18 protein-coding genes are annotated in these 20,464 nt (G+C 69.2%); 7 read left to right on the forward strand and 11 right to left on the reverse strand.

Annotated elements, in window-relative coordinates; all coding sequences use genetic code 11:
* Window positions 1-228: 228 nt before the first annotated feature.
* Complete coding sequence (locus ACQPZZ_RS17815; protein ID WP_432933416.1) at window positions 229-756, forward strand: hypothetical protein; 528 nt, start codon at window positions 229-231, stop codon at window positions 754-756.
* Between the two features lie 46 nt (window positions 757-802).
* On the opposite strand, the gene ACQPZZ_RS17820 is transcribed toward ACQPZZ_RS17815, so the two are convergent.
* From ACQPZZ_RS17820 to ACQPZZ_RS17835, 4 genes are all read right to left on the reverse strand, one after another.
* Window positions 803-1,117, reverse strand: a complete 315-nt coding sequence (locus tag ACQPZZ_RS17820) for a cellulose binding domain-containing protein (protein WP_432933418.1) — start codon at window positions 1,115-1,117, stop codon at window positions 803-805.
* On the reverse strand, window positions 1,114-2,241 hold the full coding sequence (locus ACQPZZ_RS17825) for a glycoside hydrolase family 44 protein (protein ID WP_432933420.1): 1,128 nt from the start codon (window positions 2,239-2,241) through the stop codon (window positions 1,114-1,116). The genes ACQPZZ_RS17820 and ACQPZZ_RS17825 overlap by 4 nt, the downstream gene beginning before the upstream one ends.
* Before the next feature lie 77 nt (window positions 2,242-2,318).
* Window positions 2,319-2,990, reverse strand: coding sequence for a FadR/GntR family transcriptional regulator (locus tag ACQPZZ_RS17830; RefSeq protein ID WP_432933422.1), 672 nt, complete (start codon window positions 2,988-2,990; stop codon window positions 2,319-2,321).
* A gap of 188 nt (window positions 2,991-3,178) precedes the next feature.
* Window positions 3,179-4,612, reverse strand: a complete 1,434-nt coding sequence (locus ACQPZZ_RS17835; protein ID WP_432933424.1) for a lectin — start codon at window positions 4,610-4,612, stop codon at window positions 3,179-3,181.
* 749 nt (window positions 4,613-5,361) lie between these two features.
* Here ACQPZZ_RS17835 and ACQPZZ_RS17840 point away from each other — a divergent pair.
* A complete protein-coding gene (locus ACQPZZ_RS17840) occupies window positions 5,362-7,521 on the forward strand; it encodes a family 43 glycosylhydrolase (RefSeq protein WP_432933426.1) in 2,160 nt (719 codons plus the stop codon).
* A gap of 291 nt (window positions 7,522-7,812) precedes the next feature.
* Window positions 7,813-8,517, forward strand: a complete 705-nt coding sequence (locus tag ACQPZZ_RS17845) for a hypothetical protein (RefSeq protein ID WP_432933428.1) — start codon at window positions 7,813-7,815, stop codon at window positions 8,515-8,517.
* Window positions 8,518-8,690: 173 nt separating this feature from the next.
* Here the strand turns inward: ACQPZZ_RS17845 and ACQPZZ_RS17850 are convergent, their stop codons facing one another.
* On the reverse strand, window positions 8,691-8,858 hold the full coding sequence (locus ACQPZZ_RS17850) for a hypothetical protein (RefSeq protein ID WP_432933430.1): 168 nt from the start codon (window positions 8,856-8,858) through the stop codon (window positions 8,691-8,693).
* 618 nt (window positions 8,859-9,476) lie between these two features.
* Between ACQPZZ_RS17850 and ACQPZZ_RS17855 the strand changes: the two genes are divergently transcribed.
* Window positions 9,477-9,920, forward strand: a complete 444-nt coding sequence (locus ACQPZZ_RS17855) for a VOC family protein (protein WP_432933432.1) — start codon at window positions 9,477-9,479, stop codon at window positions 9,918-9,920.
* Between the two features lie 9 nt (window positions 9,921-9,929).
* Complete coding sequence (locus ACQPZZ_RS17860; RefSeq protein ID WP_363648134.1) at window positions 9,930-10,268, forward strand: hypothetical protein; 339 nt, start codon at window positions 9,930-9,932, stop codon at window positions 10,266-10,268.
* Window positions 10,269-10,391: 123 nt separating this feature from the next.
* On the opposite strand, the gene ACQPZZ_RS17865 is transcribed toward ACQPZZ_RS17860, so the two are convergent.
* The 4 genes from ACQPZZ_RS17865 to ACQPZZ_RS17880 form a co-directional block, all read right to left on the reverse strand.
* On the reverse strand, window positions 10,392-10,712 hold the full coding sequence (locus ACQPZZ_RS17865) for a hypothetical protein (RefSeq protein ID WP_432933434.1): 321 nt from the start codon (window positions 10,710-10,712) through the stop codon (window positions 10,392-10,394).
* A 14-nt stretch (window positions 10,713-10,726) separates the two neighbouring features.
* Window positions 10,727-11,416, reverse strand: a complete 690-nt coding sequence (locus tag ACQPZZ_RS17870; RefSeq protein WP_432933437.1) for a glycosyl hydrolase family 95 catalytic domain-containing protein — start codon at window positions 11,414-11,416, stop codon at window positions 10,727-10,729.
* Between the two features lie 76 nt (window positions 11,417-11,492).
* The gene (locus ACQPZZ_RS17875) at window positions 11,493-11,981 is read right to left on the reverse strand and encodes a cellulose-binding domain-containing protein (protein ID WP_432933439.1); all 489 of its coding nucleotides are present in this window, start codon (window positions 11,979-11,981) and stop codon (window positions 11,493-11,495) included.
* Complete coding sequence (locus ACQPZZ_RS17880; RefSeq protein WP_432933441.1) at window positions 11,885-13,483, reverse strand: lectin; 1,599 nt, start codon at window positions 13,481-13,483, stop codon at window positions 11,885-11,887. Before ACQPZZ_RS17880 ends, ACQPZZ_RS17875 begins: the two co-directional genes overlap by 97 nt.
* Window positions 13,484-14,151: 668 nt before the next feature.
* Between ACQPZZ_RS17880 and ACQPZZ_RS17885 the strand changes: the two genes are divergently transcribed.
* Window positions 14,152-16,485 (forward strand): beta-L-arabinofuranosidase domain-containing protein, encoded by a 2,334-nt coding sequence (locus ACQPZZ_RS17885; protein WP_432933443.1) that lies wholly within the window; start codon window positions 14,152-14,154, stop codon window positions 16,483-16,485.
* Window positions 16,486-16,685: 200 nt separating this feature from the next.
* On the opposite strand, the gene ACQPZZ_RS17890 is transcribed toward ACQPZZ_RS17885, so the two are convergent.
* The gene (locus ACQPZZ_RS17890; RefSeq protein WP_432933445.1) at window positions 16,686-17,264 is read right to left on the reverse strand and encodes an NADAR family protein; all 579 of its coding nucleotides are present in this window, start codon (window positions 17,262-17,264) and stop codon (window positions 16,686-16,688) included.
* Between the two features lie 394 nt (window positions 17,265-17,658).
* Here ACQPZZ_RS17890 and ACQPZZ_RS17895 point away from each other — a divergent pair, with 394 nt between their 5' ends.
* Window positions 17,659-18,933 carry a hypothetical protein gene (locus ACQPZZ_RS17895; protein WP_432933447.1) on the forward strand — a complete coding sequence of 425 codons (1,275 nt, stop codon included), beginning with the start codon at window positions 17,659-17,661 and terminating at the stop codon, window positions 18,931-18,933.
* A 63-nt stretch (window positions 18,934-18,996) separates the two neighbouring features.
* Here ACQPZZ_RS17895 and ACQPZZ_RS17900 read toward each other — a convergent pair whose 3' ends face one another.
* The gene (locus ACQPZZ_RS17900; protein WP_432933449.1) at window positions 18,997-20,454 is read right to left on the reverse strand and encodes an arabinofuranosidase catalytic domain-containing protein; all 1,458 of its coding nucleotides are present in this window, start codon (window positions 20,452-20,454) and stop codon (window positions 18,997-18,999) included.
* Between the last annotated feature and the right edge of the window lie 10 nt (window positions 20,455-20,464).

Genomic DNA, 20,464 nt, shown 5'->3' on the forward strand with positions numbered 1-20,464 from the left:
CAGGACCCGCCGCCGCGGCGGCGGGTCCTCCTGGCCGATCTCCCCGGCCTCCGGACTCACCGCGAGGCCCCGAAGCGGCCGGCGGTAGCCGCGGATCGCGGCGCGGGACCACGGCAGCCGTGAAGGGTGGTGGCCGGATCCGACCCCGCACGATCACTGGATGTGATTGTGTCGATGCGTATCGTCACCGATACTCATCCGGTGGACACCACACCGGGGGAGGTTCAGATGATTCGAACCAGGCGTGGCAGGACCACCACGGCGGCTGTGGCCGCGACCGCGCTCCTTGCCGTTCCCGCGTCCTCGGGCGCGGCTTTCGCCGGCCCGCCCTCTTCCGGACCAGTCTCTTCCGGCTCGGCCGGACCCGGCGGTGATCGGCCGGTCGACTGTCGTGGCTGGTTCCGGCCGGACCCCGGCATCGTGAAGAACGCCACGCCCGTGTATTCGCTGACGAGCGAGAAGTGGGGCGGTGAAGTGGACGTCACGCTCTGGCGCGGTGACGCGGGCGCGCGCGGCGAGTGGCACTACTGGGCGGCACTCACCGGCCGCACGCGCCCGGGTGACGCGGTCTGGCTCTCCGTCTGGCCGCCGGGCGGCGGCCCGTGGCATCGGTGCGGCCCCTTCCCGGTGGGGCGCGACGGCCAGGCGGTCACCTCTCCGATGGCGGTCTGGCGGGACTTCACCCTCGTGAAAGCGTGCGGCCGGCACGACGACGTCACCGCGTGCGGACGTGACAAGGGCGCGATGGTGGAGTGACTCCCGTTGGTGCCGGCCGGAGCGGGCCGGCACCGGGATCAGCGGGTCAGCTCGTCGCGCAGGGCGAGCCGTTGAGTGTGAACTGCTTGGGCGCGGGGTTGGCGTCGTTGTCGAAGCGGCCGAGGAAACCGAAGGTCACGCTGCCGCCGTTCGCCGCGATCGTGGCGTTGTAGCCGGCGTTGGTCACCGTGACCGTCGGCCCGCTCTGCGTGTACGAGCCGCCCCACAGCTGGGTCACGGCCTGCCCCTTGCCGTACGTCCAGCCGAGCCGCCAGTCCTTCACGGCCGTGGCCCCCCGGTTGACGATCCGGACCCCGGCCTGGAAGCCGCCGGGCCACTGGTTGGTGACCGTGTACGTCACCGTGCAGGCGGTGGCCGGCGTCGGCGAGGAACTGGGCGACGGAGACGGGCTGGGCGAGGGACTGGGCGACGGGCTGGGGGAGGGCTCGGGGACGGCGAGGGAGAAGCCGAGGGGGAGGGCGAGGGGGACGGCGACGGGCCGGCGCCCGCGGGGATCACGACGGTGCTGATCGAGTTCGCCGGGAACGTGCCGGTGAAGCCTTCGGCCCCGACCTGCACGTCGGCGTCGCGCCTGACGGCCGACGTGTCGGCCGCGCCGTACCGGTAGACCTGCGCGGTCGCTCCGCCGTCGCGTCCCTTGACGGCGACCTTGCTGGTCAGATCGTCGCCGGTCTTGTTCACCACGACGAGCGTGAGCGCCTTGTCGGAGGCCCGCTCGGCGGCATACACCGCCAGCTTGCCCTGGTCGGCGCTGGCCGCGCCGACCGCCGTCTCGCCGAACCTGCCGCCCTTGCCGTCGTAGTTCAGGTACATGCGGAAGGCGTACGCGCCGGGCTGGGAGGCCGTGGGCGGCCCCCACAGCGTGGCGAGGTCGAGGCCCTCCCGGCCGAAGAGGCCCAGGATGTCGGCCTGTGCCAGGGCGCCGTTGATGTGGTCGAGGGCGCCCCAGTTGTACTCGGTGATCGCGGTTTTGGTGCCGGGATACTCGGCGGCCACCAGTTCCTTCATCCGCGGGATCAGCCGGACCTGGGTGCCGATCCAGCTCTCGTCCGTGTACGACGGGTCCCACAGCGCCCGGGTGGAGCGCAGCCGCAGGGCGTCGGTGGCCGGGTCGCCGCCGGAGCCGAAGGAGATGCCGGACGCCTGCGGGTAGAAGTGCTCGTCGAAGTAGTCCAGGACGCGCAGGCCGTGCTCGTCCTCGTACTTCTTCATCTGCCGCAGATACCAGGTGGTGAACGGAAGGCCGCCGCGGACCTCCTTGTCCGGCGGGTTCGACCAGCAGTTGGTCCGGCCGCAGGTCTCCTGGTCGAGACCGGAGAACCGGTCGGCCGTCGAGCCGTCCGGCAGTTGCGACGGGTCGGCGTCGTCCTCGGCGATGTTCTCGAAGAACCAGTCGGAGGCGCGGTTGCTGGTGTCGTACCTGTAGTTGTAGCGGGTTGTCGCGTTGCCGCCCCAGCGGCGCACCGGGAGGCGTGATCATCTCGCCGGCCGGTGGGCCGTTCCACGACCGCAGGCGAGGCGTGACCCGTGCCCGGGCCGTCTCAGAGCGCGCGGCGGAGCCACTCCTCGACGCCCGCCACGTGGACCGTGGCCCACGCCCTGGCCACCTCCGGGCTCCGGGCCGCGATCGCGTCGCAGATCATCACATGCTGCTCGCGGGTGTCGTCGAGTGCCCCCTCCTGAGTGAGACCCCGCCAGACCCGGGCCCGCGTCGTCGGCCCCGAGAGGCTGTCGATGAGCGAGCACAGCACGGGATTGCCCGACGCCGCGGCGATGCGGCGGTGGAAGAGCAGGTCGTTGGCGACCAACTCCTCCACACTCGGGTCGCGGGGCAGCGCGTCGAGGATGGCCCGCAACTCCTTGACCTCCTCGTCCGGCATGTTCAGCGCGGCCTTCGCGGTGGCGGCGGGTTCCAGGATCCGCCGCACCTCCAGGAACTGCAGCACGGTGTCGTCGCGGTGGAAGTCCACGACGAACGACATCGCCTCGAGAAGCAGGTGAGGCTGGAGACTTGTGACGTAGGTGCCGTCGCCCTGTCGTACGTCGAGCACGTTGATCAGCGCGAGGGCGCGGACGGCCTCCCGCAGGGAGTTGCGGGACAGGCCGAGCCGTTCGGCCAGATCGGCCTCCTTCGGCAGCCGGTCACCCGGAGCGAGCTCACCCGACATGATCATCTGCTTGATCTTGTCGATCGCCGCGTCCGTGACCGCCACCGCGCCGCCTCCACTGTTGTCGTCCTGCGGACGAGACCGCATACATCGGACGTCTAGCAGTGTAGAGGAGGAGGAAGTGCGAGAGGCGCGCCACGTTCGCGGGCGGCGGTGCGCCGAGCCCGCCGTGCGGAACGAGCCGGTCCGCGCGGACCCGCGCGGACCGGCTCCGATCGGCCTTCATCGCGAGGTCAGCCGCGGGTCCAGCGCTGGTTGGCGGCGCCGCTGCAGGACCAGATCTGGAGCTTGGCGCCGTTGGCGGTCGAATTGTTGGGTACGTCGAGACACTTGTTCGCCCCGACGGCCGTGAGGGTGCCGTCGGAGTTGAAGCGCCACTTCTGGTTGTTCTGCCCGTTGCAGTCCCAGATGATCACGCTGGTGCCGTCGGCGGTGCCGGCACCGTTCACGTCGAGGCACTTGTTGCCGTAGACGCGCAGCTCACCGGAGCTGGTGGAGGTCCACTGCTGGTTCGCCTGGCCGTTGCAGTCCCAGATCTGCGCCTGGGCGCCGTTGGTCTGGGAGGCGCCGTTGACGTCCAGGCACCGGCCCGAGCCCGTGTTCCTGATCGCGCCGCCGGAGCCGGGATCCGGGGTCGACGTCCCGCCGTTGAGTGCGTTGAGGACGGAGGTGTAGGCCTGCTTCTTGTTGTAGTTGCCGTCGAACAGCAGCGGGGTGTCGCCGCTGCGCCAGGAGTATTTGTCGGTGATGCCCCACACGGTGATGCCGGTGCAGCGGGGCACGGCCATGCAGGCCTGGGTGACGCGGCGGTAGGCGTCGGCCTGGGTCGAGCCGGAGCCGCCGACGTCGAGCTCGGTGATCTGGACGTCGACGCCGAGCGCGGCGAACTGGGCGATGTTCTGCTGGTAGTTCGACGGCGGGTTGCCGAAGTGCGACTGCAGGCCCACGCAGTCGATCGGCACGCCGCGGGCCTTGAAGTCCTTGACCATGTTGTAGACGCCGCGGGTCTTGTTCGCGTTGGCGTCGTCGATGTTGTAGTCGTTGTAGCACAGCTTGACGTTCGGGTCGGCCGCCCGCGCGGCGCGGAAGGCCTCCTCGATGAAGCCGTTGCCGAGCTTCTGGGTGAAGATCGAGTCGCGCAGCGAGCCGACCGCGCCGCCGTCGGCGAAGGCCTCGTTGACCACGTCCCAGGCGAAGACCTTGCCCTTGTAGTGGTTCATGACCTGGGTGATGTGGTTGGTCATCGCCGAGCGCAGGTCGCTGGCCGACATGCCGCTGTTGATCCAGTTGGGCAGCTGGGCGTGCCACACCAGCGTGTGACCGCGGACCTTCATGCCCTTGCTCACGGCGTGGTTGACGATCTGGTCGGCCGAGCCCCAGTTGAACGAGTTGCGGGAGGGCTCGATCGGGCCCCACTTCATCTCGTTCTCGGCGGTGACGGCGTTGAACTCCCGGTCCCAGGTGGCGACGTAGGTCGAGTCGTTCAGGTGACCGGCCGCGATCGCGGTGCCGAAGTAGCGGCCGCTTTGGGCGGCGGCCGCGCCCAGCGTGCCGGCCGCGGCATCCGCCGGAGTGGTCGCCGCCAGCGCGGTGGCCGCGCCGAGCACGCCGACAGCGCCGGCGACCAGCATCCGGCGGGCGCCGCCGAGCCGTCGCCGCCCTGCCACCGAGTTGACCGGTACTGGGCCGACCGGGACTGAGCCGGCGGATAAGGAATTTTCGCCCATGCCTGAGCCTCCACTGCGGAATCGAACGAGGAAACGCGGGAAGGAGCTGCCCGCGGAACGACGACGCGCTCTGTTCGCGTCACAGAGTGCGGCCCCTGCCGCACACCACCGACTCCGGCAGGAGGAGGCCGCCTTGGGGAGTCAGTCTGGAAATGATCCGGAAACGTGTCAAGAGTGTTTCCGGGAAGTTTCGCCTCATCGGATCGCAGGAGCTCTTCCACGCTGCGCTGATGTGTCAACAACCGGTGTAACTTTCCGGGCTCCGCGGCCGGCGGCCCGCCGCGACCGCGGTCCGGATGAACGTTTCATCGCCATGCGAACCGCAGCCGAAGTCTCCGGGGATCGTCACGCCGGGTGACAGGAGGCGTATCGACGTCACGGAGGCGACAGGCGGAAGCCGCCGCCTTGACAGGCGCTCACACGTCGTATTTGCTCCGGCGCACCACCACCTCCGGTCATCCTGAGAGAGGAGCGAACGTTTCGCGACTGATGTTAACGCTCACAGGATCGGGCGACCGGCCTGGCTCGTCGTGCGTCGAGGCCGCACGTTCGGATCCGCCCAGGACCCCGGAGGTCGTCCACCCGCGGAGATTCCCGCCATGCAGGGAGTCCGCCGTGTGAAGGCGGGCATCCACCGCGACGCCGGACGGAACGGCCCGCCGTGTCCCCCCACCTTCGCAGGAGAGAAGATGCACTCACCCCCCACACGGGTGGCGGGTCGCCGGCGACGTTCGCCGGCCACCGTCGTCGCGTGTCTGCTGGCGGCGCTCGCGACCGTCCTCGCCACCGCCCTCACCTGGGTGGCGCCGGCGTCGGCGGCGAGCGTCGACACCAACGCCTGGTACGTCCTCGTGAACCGCAACAGCGGCAAGGCCCTCGACGTCTCCGGCTTCTCCACCGCCGACGGCGGGTCGCTGGTGCAGTGGTCGCGCACCGACGCGAACAACCAGCAGTGGCGCTTCGTCGACTCCGGCGGCGGCTACTACCGCCTGCAGTCGCGGCACTCGGGCAAGGTGCTCGACGTCTACAACCTCTCCACCGCGGACGCGGCGGACGTCGTGCAGTGGACCGACCACAACGGCACCAACCAGCAGTTCCAGCTCGCGGACTCGTCCGGCGGCTACATACGGCTGATCAACCGCAACAGCGGCAAGGCCGTCGAGGTCCAGAACGCCTCCACCGCGGACGGCGGCAAGATCGTGCAGTACTCCGACTGGGGCGGCAACAACCAGCAGTGGCAGCTCGTCCGCGTCGGGAGCGTCTCCGATCAGTCGCCTTCACCGTCGCCGTCACCATCGCCTTCGGCCTCGCCGTCGGGGGATCCGTCGGGTGGGCCGTGGCCGCCGTCGTCGACGTACTCCAACCCGGTGTTGTGGGAGGACCTGGCCGATATCGACATCTTCCGGGTGGACGACACCTATTACTACTCGGCCTCCACGATGCACTACTCGCCCGGCGCGCCGATCCTGCGTTCCTACGACCTGGTCAACTGGGAGTACGCCGGCCACTCGGTGCCCAAACTCGACTTCGGCTCCAAGTACGACCTCAACGGCGGACGCGCCTACGTCAACGGCATCTGGGCGTCGTTCCTGAACTACCGCAAGAGCAACAAGACCTTCTACTGGGGCGGCTGCATCGACTTCAGCAAGACCTACATCTACACCGCCACCAGCGTCGAAGGCCCCTGGAACCGGCACACCACGATCAACAAGTGCTACTACGACGCCGGGCTGCTCGTCGACGACAACGACACCATGTACGTCGCCTACGGCAACACCCAGATCAGCGTCGCCCAGCTGTCGGCCGACGGCAAAAGCGAGGTCCGCAGCCAGCAGGTGTTCTCCACCCCCTCCAGCGTCGGCACCCTGGAAGGGTCGCGGATGTACAAGCGCAACGGTGCTTACTACATCTTCCTGACCCGCCCGGCCAACGGGCAGTACGTGCTGAAGTCCACCAACGGACCCTTCGGCCCGTATGAGATGCGCCAGGTGCTGCTCAACATGGGCGGCCCGGTCTCCGGCGGCGGCGTGCCGCACCAGGGCGGGCTGGTCCAGACCCAAAACGGCGCCTGGTACTACATGGCCTTCCAGGACGCCTACCCCGGAGGCCGCATCCCCGTGCTCGCGCCGGTCACCTGGACCTCCGACGGCTGGCCGACCGTGCAGACCGTGAACGGCGCCTGGGGCGGCTCCTACCCCTATCCGAACGTGCCGCGCCCGCCGCGGCAGGTGAAGCCGCCGACCGGCACCGACACCTTCACCGGCTCCCAGCTGGGTCCCGAGTGGGAGTGGAACCACAACCCCGACACCACCAAATACAGCGTCGGCAACGGGCTGCGGCTGCAGACCGCCACCGTGACCAACGACCTGTACTCGGCCCGCAACACCCTCAGCCACCGCATCCTCGGCCCGTCCTCGACCGCCACGATCCAGCTGGACTACTCGGCGATGCGCGACGGTGACCGGGCCGGTCTGGCGATGCTGCGCGACTCCTCGGCCTGGATCGGCGTCAGACGCGACAACGGGCAGACCCGGGTGGTCATGACCAACGGCCTGGCCATGAACGGCAGCTGGCAGACCACCTCCACCGGCACCGAGGCCGCCGGCGCGGCCGTGTCCGGCGGGCGGATCTGGCTGCGGGTCAACGCCGACATCCGGCCCGGCACCGGACGACAGGCCCGCTTCTCCTACAGCACCGACGGAGTGAACTTCACCCCCCTCGGCCCGGCCTTCACCATGGGCAACGCCTGGCAGTTCTTCATGGGCTACCGCTTCGCCATCTTCAACTACGCCACCCAATCCCTGGGCGGCGCCGTCACCGTCAACCGATTCGACCTCACCACACCCTGACCCGATCGACCTGACCCCATCGGCGACGACGGCCCCCGGGGAGCGCTCCGCGCTCGCCGGGGGCCGCGCTCATCAACTCTGCCTCGGCATGCAACCTTTCCGGGCATGCGAGGCATCAGAGGGGAGGCCCGCCTCGCCGGCGAGCCGGCGGTCACCCCACCGGGTCATCACCATGAGCATCTCGACGAGACCAGCGTCCTTGGCGGTGAGGTGGTACTCGTAGTGGGGGCGGGCGCGCCCTGACGCCGAGCATGATCTCTGCCTGCTCAAGGTAACAAGGATGCTCTAACGGTGAGCGAGGTAGTCGGTCGCGTATGTTTCCTCCTGTCGCTCTCGCGCATCGGAAATGCTGATTTCCGGATTCAAATCCCTTTACTCGCCGCAATGGCGTGGTTACGTTTCGATGGAACCCACCGCCGAAAGGAGCGCGTCATGTCGTGCGGAGGAGAGGCCACGAACGGGTGGAGTACGAGAACGCCGCTGGAGCAGGCGGCCCCGGTCGTCGCGGCCCGATGGGCCGAGTACATCAAGACCGAGGTGCCGGGCAAGATGCATTCGCTCAACCAGCCGATGAACCCCGGGCAGGCGACGGCCTGCACCATGACCTTCAACGGAACCGCCTACAACGGCCGGTCGCAGTCGACCTTCCATGGCGAGGTGGACTGCCTGAACCAGGCATACAACAACGATGAGGACCTGGGCTCGGGCCAGTTCACCGCCCTAACCAACCCGGTCTGCCAGGTCTGCGCCGCGGTCCTGTACGGCGTCGGGGTGACGACCGTGCCGAACATGGCCGGCTCCTCCAAGGAGTACGGCAATTACAGGCTGCCAGAATGGATCTTCAGTGACGAGCGCGAGAACGGCATCCTCTACAGGATCATCGGCAAGGATGCCTGGCACGTGTGGATCAACCATGTGTCCGAGGCCACCCGCGGCAAGGCCGAATCCCGCCAGCGGGTGGTCACCGAGATGACCAAAATGCTGCGCAAGTATTGACACTGAAGCCCCCGGCCCGGGGCGGGCAGGACGCGAGGCGAGAGCGTTGGGATCCTCGGCCCGCAGGGAGTCGCCACCGCGCCGCGAAGGACGCGTGAGACCACGATAAAGGGCTGCCGGGCCGGATATGCGTGAGCCCCCGGTAAGCGGGGGCTCAGGAGGCGGGACTCCGGTCAGTAGTAGTGACGGGTGACCTCCCTGCGGCGCACGATCAGTCGGTAGATCCACAGGCCGAACCACACAAAGCCCCACAGGCCGCAGGTGCAGACGGTCAGCGCGAGGTGGAACACGTGCGACTTGGCCGACAGGCCCCGGTGCTTGGTCACGCTTTTGCGTGGCATCGGCGGATGGGGCTGGGGGTACGGCTGGGGCGGATACGGCTGCTGCCCGTAGGGTTGGGGCTGGTACGGCTGCTGAGGGTGCCCGTATGGCTGCTGGTTGGGCGGGTAGGGGGGGCTGGCCCATGACGTTGCTCTCCGTGCCTCGCGGTTGATCATGGGAGCGTAGCGATCGCGGCGCAGATCGACTGGCACACCGAAATTTCCTGTTATACGCCGGGTCGCCGCTGTCTCGGCGCCCGGGGGCGCGGTACAAAGCGCTCCGCGCGGAGATTTCGGAATCTACGACGTAAAGGGCGGCAGCACCGCGCGCATGCTGCCCCTCACGGCGCAGGCCCTCTTATGTCGGGACGCTGGGGCATGGGGCCGGTCCACCGGTGCCCGAAGCCTCGCCCCGTGCGGCGGCGCGCGGACTGCAGGGGTCCGTTACCCGGCCCACACGTCGCGCAGAATCAGCGCCGACCAGGGCTCGTCGATCACGTCTAAGGTGCGCGCGATGGAACACGCCATCTCCCCGGACCGCGTTCGCTGCATGGCAGCAATCCGGCAATTGGGGTTCCCTTACGAAACTCAGGGTGTTACCTTTCTCGGAGTCTCTTAAAGAAACTCGAGAGGGATCCCATGACATTCGTTAGGCGCTTCGACCACGTCGGCATCACCGTCGCCGACCTCGATGCCGTGACGGCGTTCTTCGTCAGCCTCGGTCTGGAGGCCGATCGGAAGATGGCCGTCGAAGGCGAGTTCCTGGACACGGTGATCGGCATGACCGGCGCCCGCACCGAGATCGTCATGCTGCGAGCGCCCGGCGGAGGTACGACGCTGGAGCTCTCGAGCTTCACGCGGCCGGACCACCTCCCGGGTTCGCCTGCCGCGCCGGCCAACGAGCTGGGCCTGCGGAACGTCGCCTTCGAGGTGCACGACCTCCAAGCCGCGGTCGACCACGCCGCAGCCGACGGCTACGGCCTGGTGGGAGGCGTCGGCGAATACGAAGGCGTGTGGCGGATGGCCTACGTCCGCGGGCCCGAAGGAATCATCGTCTCGTTGGCCGAGCGCATCGAGAAGTAAGGAGACATCATGAGCACGACCGTGACCGACGAACAGATTCGGGCTCTGGCCGCGACAGCGAAGCCCTACAGCCTGGCGCTCCTTGAGTGGGGGCCGGAGCGGACCATGGACGGCGCGGACGCGATCGAGCTCGAACACCAGCGACGCATGGTAGCGCTGCGCGCTGAGGGGGTGATCGCGATCCTGTGCCCGGTCACCTCCGACACCGTGGCCGGCGTCGCGATCATGACCGTGCCGGCCGAGAAAGCCGCGGAGATCATGGCCGGGGATCCCTGCGTTCGAGCCGGGATGTTGCGCTGCGAGGTTCACCCGTGCCACGGCTTCCCCGGAGACGCCCTCCCCGTATAAGCGATCCCGGCCAGGGCGATCAGCGTCTATCCGATCCGGTGCCGCCGCCAGGAGGCGGCGGCCCTGCGTAGGAGGAGTAGGTCGGTGCAGGAGGAGTGGCTCAGTGCCGGGGACCGGGGCCGGTCACAGTCCGATGCTCCGGTTGCCCAGATGCTTGGCGGCCGTCGCGGGGCTGCCGCCGACCGGCCAGAAGGGCAGGGAGGTGGTGGGCGCCGAGGCGCGCTGGATCAGGTACGACGTGCCGGCCTGCGCGGGGACGGTGATGGTGGCGCCGGTCTGGTTCGCGAGCACGGTGGCGCCGCCGCCGTCCACGACGGTGACGTTCTGGCCCGGCCAGGGGTTGCGGACGGTGACGTTCTGGTCGGCGCCCGCCTCGACCGCGACGGTGACCAAGGTGCCGTTGCGGATCTGGACGTGGACCTTGCCCTTGTGCCGGATGTACACGTCGCGTCGGCGTCTCAGCCGGTCGGCCAGCCCGGGGCGATGCGCACGATGCCGTCGTAGCTCTGCACGAAGCCCTCGGTCACCGCTGCGGCGGTGACGCCCATCTGCTCCACGGAGGACGGGCCGGGCACCTGGGTCTGCCTGAAGTCGGTCCTGGGCAACGGCCGGATCTTCGGGATCGCCGCCTGGAGCCTGCTGACGAGGTCGGCGTCGACGCCCAGGGTCTGCGCCGCCTGCACGGTCACGGGGAACAGCGCCTGCATCGCGGCCACGTCTGTGATCGGGTCGTCGACCGACCACTGCGTCTCGTGGGCGTTGGAGTGGGTGTGCAGCAGGCCGTCGCCCCCGGTCTTGGCGTGCGACAGCAGGAACTTCGCCGAGTCCCGCATGATCGGATAGTTGGCCGACAGGAACGCCCGGTCGTCGGTGGCCAGATAGGTCTGCCAGACCCACAGGCCGATCTCGGCGCCGGAGGTGACGGTCTGGGAGTTGTACGAGGGCGCGATGGTCGAGTCGCAGGACTCGTTGCCCGAATACCAGGAGCCGTTGCCGTTGAAGCGCATGGTCTCCGGCACGCAGATGCCGTCGTGCCCCGGATAGCGCGCCTTCGTCCAGGCGGTGATGTTGCTCAGGTTGGTTCGATAGAGGGTGAACATCGGCGAGTTCAGCGGGAACGCCCCGGCCGGCAGGTTGGCCTGGATCATCATCCGCAGGTTCCAGAACCAGTACCCGGCCGGGTACCAGGGCTGGGTGTCCTGGCCGATGTTGAACAGGTTGGCCTCACCGGCCTGCGCTGCCGTTGAGAGCGAAGCTCGACGGCACCGGGTTGCTGCCGCTGAAGACGCCGTTGAAGCCGGAACTCGCGCTGCCGCCGCTCGAGAGGGCGGAGTTGTAGTCGACGTTGCCGACAGTGACCTGGGAGCCTGACTGGGTGTAGGTGCCGTTCCACAGCTGGGTGACGGTCTGCCCGGCGGGGAACGACCAGGTCAGCTTCCAGCCGTTCACCGGGTCACCCAGGTTGTTAACGCTCACATTAGCGCCGAAACCACCCGGCCATTCACTGCTGACGGTGTACGTCGCCGATGTCGGGTGAGGTGCACGAGACCTCCGAAAGGGGAGCCCGGGAAGGACCGGCGCCGGGGCGGTGAAATGCCCGGCGCCGGTACGGGTTCTCAGACGCGGGTCCAGCGCTGGTTGGATTGGCCGTTGCAGGTCCAGATGATGAGCTTGGTGCCGTTGGCGGTGCCCGCGTTGTAGGCGTCCAGGCACTTGTTCGCGCCGACGGCCGTGATGGAGCCGTCGGAGTTGAACCGCCACTGCTGGTTGCTCTGGCCGTTGCAGTCCCAGATGATCACGTTGGTGCCGTCCGCTGTGCCGCGGTTGTTGACGTCCAGGCACTTGCTGCCGTAGATCCGCAGCTCACCCGAGGCGGTCGGCGCCCACTGCTGGTTGGCCTGGCCGTTGCAGTCCCACAGTTGCACCTGCGCGCCGTTGGTCGGGGAGGCGCCGGTGACGTCCAGGCATCGGCCCGACCCCACCCCCTTGATCGCGCCCGTCCCGGTCGGGGTGGGCGTGGGAGACGGCGTGACCAGGCCCCCACCGCTCACGACGTACATGGCGGCTCCGTGCGCGGGCACCTGCGCGCTGATCGTGCCCGTCGAGGAGCCGGTGCTGTGCGCCCACAGGTCGCGGACCGAGTAGGAGGACGCGGCGCCGAGGCCCAGGGCGGAGGCGGTGGTGGACACCGTCGCCGTCGAGGTGCCCCGGTTCAGCAGCACGACCGCGACCGAACCGTTCGACATCGGCTTGCGCCAGACCTCCAGGTTGCCGTTGTCGCTGATCTTGCTTCCCTGCCGGCCGCCCCAGTCCTGGTTGACGGCGATGACCTCGGTGTTGGTGAGGATCGTCCGGGTGTCGGCGCTCATCGTGCGGATGTCGTTGCCCGCGATGAGCGGGGCGTTCAGCAACGCCCAGAGGCTGAAGTGCGCCCGGCCCTCGGTCCCGGTGATCGAGCCGTTGCCGACCTCCAGCATGTCGGGGTCGTTCCAGCCGCCCGGCCCCGAGTACGCTTCCAGCCCGACCTGCTGGTCCAGGATGCCCATGACCGAGTTCCAGTTCGCCTGGATGTCGCCGGTGTTGCGCCAGGAGTTGCCGGTCTGCATGCCCCAGGTCCAGACGCTCTCCTGGCCCCAGTTGCACAGGCTGAACAGGATCGGACGGCCGGTGGCGGCGAGCGCGTCACGCATCGCCTGGTATCGCTGCTGCCCGTTCTTGCCCTGGTGGTCGCCGCAGTTGTCGTACTTCAGGTAGTCGATTCCCCAGGACGCCCACAGCGCCGCGTCCCGACGCTCGTTGCCGAGGCTGGCCGGGTAGCCCGCGCAGGTCGTGAGACCCGCCGAGGAGTAGATGCCGAGCTTCAGGCCCTTGGAGTGGACGTAGTCGGCCACGGCCTTGATGCCGTTCGGGAACTTCTGCGGGTCCGGCACCAGGTCGCCGTTGGAGTTGCGGCTCTTGGTCGACCAGCAGTCGTCGATGTTGACGTACTGGTAGCCCGCCGCGGCCATGCCGCTGGAGACCATGGCGTCCGCGGTCTGCCGGATCAGGCTGTCGTTGACGTTGCAGCCGAAGCTGTTCCAGTCGTTCCACCCCATCTGGGGCGTACGGGCGAGCCCGTTGTCCAGCGCGGCGGCCGGCGACGTCATGCCGCCGGCCGCGACCAGGGACCCGGCGGCCAGCACCGCCGCCATCGCCCATCGACCGATCCTGTGCATCTGACTCCTAATTCGTGCGTGGGGAGTGCCGGCGCGTGCCGCCCGTGTCCTGCGCGTGGTCGCATGCGGGCCCGGCGCCGTGGTGCCGGCGCATCGCCCCTCGATCGGAGCACCGCCGGTGGAGACCGCCACCGAAAGCGGGACCGATTTGATAGCGATAACAATTCGGCCGGACGCAGACCTCCGTGTCGAGTGTTTGGTGGTGGTGCGGCGGAGCAAATACGACGCTGCCCGGCCCGTCAAGGGTGTGCGGCGCGACTGACCCACCGGACGCGCCGCCGCCTGCCACTACCGGGCACGGTCGGCAACCGGGAGGCGGCCCTTGGTGAAAGTTTCATCGCGGATGGTTGCGGCAAACCATTTCCGGAAAGTTGCCGGATCCGCTGTCTCATTGGCGCAGGTGACGGGTTCTGGCCTGTAGGCGACGGCGGAAACTTTCCGGGTATGGTCTTGACATTTTCGATGACGGTTTTTCACACTGAGCCCCGAGCGGCCTCCTGCCGGGGCGGTGGTGGGCGGCGGGGCCGCCGCCAGTGACGCGGCCCCGGCAGGGGGGCCGCGCCGCCGGCTGCGCGGTGTCCCGCGTGCCACGTCCGACGTCATCCCATACGGGCGTCTGGACCATCAGGAATTGTTAACGCTAACAAGTTGCATGCCCAGGAGGCGACGTGTCCCCCTCATCCTTCAGCCGGCGCCGGCTGTTCCAGGCCGCCGGTGTCGCCGTCGTGGCCTCCGCCGTCGGGGAGGTCGCCGGGGCCTCCGCGGCCGGAGCGGCGGTCGCGCCGGCCCGGCCCGACGTCGGCGTCTCGGCGTACCCGTTCGAGCTGGGCCAGGTGCGGCTGACGACGAGCCGCTGGCTGGACAACCAGAACCGCACGCTCTCCTACCTCAAGTACGTCGACGTCAACCGGCTGCTGTACAACTTCCGGGCCAACCACAGGCTGTCCACCAACGGCGCCGCCTCCAACGGAGGGTGGGACGCCCCGTCGTTCCCGTTCCGCACGCACGTGCAGGGCCACTTCCTCACCGCGTGGGCCCAGGCGTACGCCGTGCTCGGCGACACCACCTGCCGGGACAAGGCCACGTCCATGGTCGCCGAACTGGCCAAGTGCCAGGCGAACAACGGCGCCGCCGGGTTCAACGCCGGATACCTGTCCGGCTTCCCCGAGTCCGACTTCACCGCCCTCGAAGCCCGCACGCTGAGCAACGGCAACGTCCCGTACTACTGCATCCACAAGACGCTGACCGGCCTGCTCGACGTGTGGCGCCTCATCGGCAGCACCCAGGCGCGCGACGTGCTGCTGGCGCTCGCCGGCTGGGTCGACTGGCGGACGAGCAGGCTGAGTAGCAGCCAGATGCAGAACATGCTGGGCACCGAGTTCGGCGGGATGAACGCCGTGCTGACCGACATCTACCAGCAGACGGGCGACGCGCGGTGGCTCACCGCCGCGCAGCGGTTCGACCACGCCGCCGTGTTCAACCCACTGGCTTCCAACCAGGACCAGCTGAACGGCCTGCACGCCAACACCCAGGTGCCCAAGTGGATCGGCGCGGCCCGGGAGTACAAGGCGACCGGCACGACCCGCTACCGGGACATCGCCACCAACGCCTGGAACATCACCGTCGGCGCGCACACCTACGCGATCGGCGGCAACAGCCAGGCCGAGCACTTCCGGGCGCCCAACGCGATCGCCGGATATCTCACCAACGACACCTGCGAGCACTGCAACACCGTCAACATGCTCAACCTGACCCGCGAACTGTGGACGCTCAACCCCGACCGGGTCGCGTACGTGGACTTCTACGAGCAGGCGCTGCTCAACCACGTCATCGGCGCGCAGAACCCGGCCGACGGCCACGGGCACGTCACCTACTTCACCCCGCTCAAGCCGGGCGGCCGCCGTGGGGTGGGCCCCGCGTGGGGCGGCGGCACGTGGAGCACCGACTACAACTCGTTCTGGTGCTGCCAGGGGACGGGGGTGGAGGTCAACACGAGGCTGATGGACTCCATCTACTTCTACAACGGCACCACGCTGACGGTGAACCTGTTCATGCCGTCGACGCTGGACTGGACCCAGCGCGGCATCACGGTCACCCAGACGACGTCGTACCCCGCGAGCGACACCACGACGTTGCAGGTCACCGGCAACGTGAGCGGCTCGTGGTCGATGCGGATCCGCATCCCCGCCTGGACGTCGGGTGCCACGATCAGCGTGAACGGCACGCAGCAGAGCGTGAGCACCACGCCCGGCACGTACGCCGTCGTCACCCGGTCGTGGACGTCCGGCGACACCGTCACGGTGCGCCTGCCCATGCGCGTGGTCATGAAGGCGGCCAACGACAACACGAACGTCGCGGCGGTCACGTACGGGCCGGTCGTGCTGTCGGGCAACTACGGCAACACCTCGCTGACGGCGCCGCCCTCGCTGAACACCGGGTCGATCACCCGGACCAGCACCACGGCGCTCGCCTTCACGGCGACGGCCAACGGCTCGACGGTCAACCTGGGCCCGTTCTACGACGCGCACGGCCACAACTACACCGTCTACTGGAACGCCAGTGGGCAGGGCAACGGCGGGACGGGAAGCTACCGGCTGGTCAACGCGGCCAGCGGCCTGGTCCTCGGCATCCAGAACATGTCCACCGCCGACGGCGGTCTCGCGCTGCAGTGGATCGACAGCGGCACCGCCGACCACAACTGGGTGATCGTGACCGACGGCAACGCCGTACGGTTCCGCAACGTCAACAGCGGCAAGGTGCTGGGCGTGGAGAACATGTCCACCGCCGACGGCGCCCGCGTCCTGCAGTGGGCCGACAACGGCACCGCCGACCACCGGTGGACGTTGGTCGACAACGGCGACGGAACCTACAAGATCCGTAACGTGAACAGCGGCAAGCTGCTCGCCATCCAGAACAACTCCACCGCCAACGGCGCCCAGGCCGTCCAGGACTCCGACAACGGAACCGCCGACAACCGGTGGCGATTGGTGGCCAACGGCTAGAACCTGGCCGGCGGGCCGGTGCTGGGCGTGGAGAACATGTCCACGTCCGGCGGCGGCCTGGTGATCCGGCGGTCCGGCAACGGCACCGACGACCACCGGTGGCGCTTCCTCCGACCCCCGAAGCCGAACAGGTCAGGGCCGCCAGCGGTGGTGGGCGTCGGGCAGGTTCTCCTACGGCCGGGCGGCGGAAACGCCGGCGCTCACGAGCCGGTCCCCAGGGCGTCGCGGGCCGCCATCAGCGCGAAGCCGAGCAGGTTGAGACCCTGCCAGGTGGCCGGGGAGGCGGCGCGTTCGTCCCCGGCGGCCAGGCCGATGCCCCAGACGCGGTCGTACGGGCTGGCCTCCACGAGGACCCGGTTCGCGGTCGAGAGCAGGAAACGCCGCAACTCGGTGTTCTGGCCGAACTTGGCGATGCTGCCGCGGACCACGATGCCGAACCGCCGGTCGGCCCAGACCTGTTCGTCGAAGTCGCGTACGGCCCGGCCGAGCTTCTTGGCCTCACCCGGGTGACCGGCGGCGAGAATCCGCTCGGCGGTCTGGGTGTCGCCGAACAGCCAGGCCTTATGCGCCATCATGTAATGCTCGGCGGAGGCGAAGGTCCGGCCGTCCTCGGCGAAGTCGGCCGGCCACCACTGCGACAGGCAGCCGGGACCGGCGCCTCCGTCCCGGGCGGGCCGGTGGCCCCAGAAGTACAGGTAGCGAAGGGCACGGCCCACCTGCTCCGCGGCGATCGCCTCGTCCACGGTGCGAGGCAGGAAGATCTGCTCGGACACGTCCACACCGTGCCACAGGCGGCCTCGGCCGGGCCATCGGATTTATCCGGCACGACGCCATGAAAGTGGGGGAGGCGGCCCCTAAGCTTCTGCCGAACCGGTGCGGCGGGCCGCCCTTCGCCGGATCACACCGCTCGCCGGCACGCCGTCGCAGCGGCGAGCCCCCGCCGCAGCGGCGAGCCACGGCGCTCCGGGCGCGGTGACCGGCCTTGGGAGGAAATCGTCCGTGATACCAGGAGGCATCACCCGGAGACGGGTGGCCTGGCATGTGCTGGTTCATCGCCCCCGGGCGTTCATCCCCTTGTGGTTCAGAAGCGGCTGGTGGCCACCCCTGCCGGCACGGCGGAGAGTGTGGCGCTGGGCACTCCTTCCGTGGTGGCTGAACAACGCGGCTCTCCCGGTGGCGGCAGGCGTGATCGCCGGGGCCGCCGCCTGGCGCCACGGGCACGGGGAGCCGGCGCCGGTGGTGACCGCCGTCGTCGTGATGATCGCCGTACGGGTGATTCCCCTCGCCTGGCCGAGGCGTGCGCGCCAGGCGCATGTCGCCCGGCGAGCGGATCACCCGGAGCTTCATGCGATGGTCGACGAGGTGGCCGCGACGCTGGGGGTCCGGCGTCCGTCACGGGTGTGTTTCACGCCCATCGCGGAGTCGGGGGCCACCCGGCTCGGCCCGCGGCGCACCGCGCTGTGGATCGGCCTGCCGTACGCCATGGGCTTCGACCGGGCGGAGCTACGCGGGGTCATCGCCTTCGAACTCGCCCTCCTGGAGGCGTGCCGGGCATGGTCCCTCGCCGCGCTGGTGGAGCTATGGACCGCGGGGGCGGTAAGGAAGCAGGCCGTCCGGCCCGAGGTCGCCGCCGCCGTCAGGGCTCTCGTACGGCAGGCCGACGAGGCCAGTTGCCGGGTGGGCGACCGGCGAACCATGGCGACCGCGCTTCTTCGCGGTGCGCTCCTGAGCCATTCGCTGGACTGGTTCGCCCGCCGCCACGCTGCACACCTGCCCGGCCGCGGGCTGTTCGCCGTGGATCTCTACCAGGGCTGGCGCTGGAAGGTGTACGAGGACGACCTGCCGGCCCGGCTAATGTCCCCCTATCTGCAGCGGTACGCGGCCGACCCGGCCGGATACGGGTTCGTGATCGACCGGATCGGCGAGCTCGGCGTCGCTCCGCAGGAGCCGCTCCGACCGGCGGACGACCCGATCGTGCGGGCGCTCGACCCGGCCGTCGAAGATCGGTTCGCCCGCTGGCTGCTCAGTCCCCGCACCGAAGGCCAGACGGTGCACTGGTACGTCACGTTCGCCGAGATCCCCTTCGCGGCCTGGGACGCGGTGATCGAACAGGGCCACGACAGCGTCCTGCGGGCCGTCGCCCACCTGTCCGGCAGACCCGACCCTGCGCTCGCCGACCTGATGGAGATCGTGGCCGCCGGGCGCGGCGCGGAGCTCGAGTGGGAGCACAGGGAGGAGTCGTGCACCCACCCGTCGCCCGGAGTCTGCGCGCTCTTCCCGGTGCTTCACCGCGCATTGCGGCTGCGGGGCTACAGGTACGTCAACGCGCTGCGCCACCGGGAACTCGCCGGGCCGGACGGAGACGTCGTCGACGTCGTCGGCCTGGCGCGGGCGATCGAGCGCGGCGACCGGCCGCCGGAAATCCTCGCGCCCGCGACGACGTCATGAACGACCCGGCCGCCCCCGGTCCACGCCGGGGGCGGCTCGGTCGTCCCGGTTTCCCTTCTGCCTCTACTTGTATCCGGCGGCGACGATGTTGGCCTGGACGGCGTTCTCGGTGGCGTCCGACGGATAACCGGAGGTCATGACGCCCTCGTAGAAGGTGCCGGCGGCACCGTGGCTGTTGTCGCCGCCGATGCCGAGGATGATGGCGCCTTCCTTCTTCATCGGGTTGTAGCCCGCGACGTTGGGCCGCACCCCGTTGTAGAAGGTCGACAGGGCGCCCGACTGGGCGTTGCCGCCGCGGATGGCCCAGTGGTTGGGCTCACCCTTGATGATGGCGGTCAGGTAGCGGTGGTTGATGCTCGGGTCATTGGCGTTGTAGTGCTGGTTCACGCCGGAGAACAGGCCGTTCTCCAGGTCGGCCATGATCCAGGGGCCGTTGCCCGCGCCGTAGCCCCAGACCTTGATGTTGCCGAAGTAGATGGCCTCCATCGTGCCGTTGCCGTTGTCACGGCTGTTGGTCTCGGCATTGCCGTAGTCGAAGCAGCAGCCGCCGTTGTAGTGGGTGCCGTCGAAGATGGCGTACATGCCCTCGGGCTGGTCGCCCTTGGCCACACCGTTGGTGGTGTTGTTGCGGTAGCCGACGCCGGGATCGACGTAGACGCCGTAGGCCTTGTGGCCGTAGACCGTGGTCGGTGCCTTGGTCGCGGTGGCCAGGTTGTCGTAGCCGCCGGCGGCCGGCCCGGCGAAGCCGCCGGGAGGCGCCTGGGTGAGGCGGTTGTTGCGGCCGGACTGGTCGTAGATGATCGTGATGAGGCAGGTGGTGTTCGCGCAGAACGAGTCCTGCGCGGCGGCGTTGGCGGCTCCGCCCGGGCTCAGCACGCCGATGTCGCGGGTGGTGTTGTCCGAGGAGCGGCGCACCTGGTAGAGCGGGCCGTTGTAGGTCGCGTACAGGGCGCGGGTCGTGCTGTGCGCCGCCACGCACGGCGTGCCGCCCGCCGCGTAGATGTCACAGGGCTGCCTGGACGGCGGCGGCGGTGAGGGTGACGTGGAGGGCGACACGCTGGGTGACACCGTGGGCGAGACACCGGGGGAGGGGGAGGTGACTCCGCCCGTGCAGGTCACGCCGTTCAACGCGAAGCTCGACGGCATCGGGTTGGAGCCGTTGAACGATCCGTTGAACCCGAAGCCGGTGCTGCCGCCGGTCGGGATGCTGCCGTTGTAGGAGACGTTGGTCACCGTCACCTGGGAGCCCGACTGGGTGTAGGTGCCGTTCCACAGCTGGGTGACGGTCTGCCCGGCGGGGAACGACCAGGTCAGCTTCCAGCCGTTGATCGGATCCCCGAGGTTGTTAACGCTCACATTGGCGTTGAAGCCGCCCGGCCATTCACTGGCCACCGTATAGGTGACCTGGCATCCGGCCGCGGCCGCCGACGCGGCGTGCGTCGCGGCCATGCCGGCGCCGGCCGCCAGCAGCGCGGCGACGGCCGCAGCCGACAGTCTGAGCCGCCGGCGAGAAGAGCTCACATGTCGCACA

It is taken from the genome of Microbispora sp. CA-135349 (assembly GCF_050947365.1).
Classification (GTDB): domain Bacteria; phylum Actinomycetota; class Actinomycetes; order Streptosporangiales; family Streptosporangiaceae; genus Microbispora.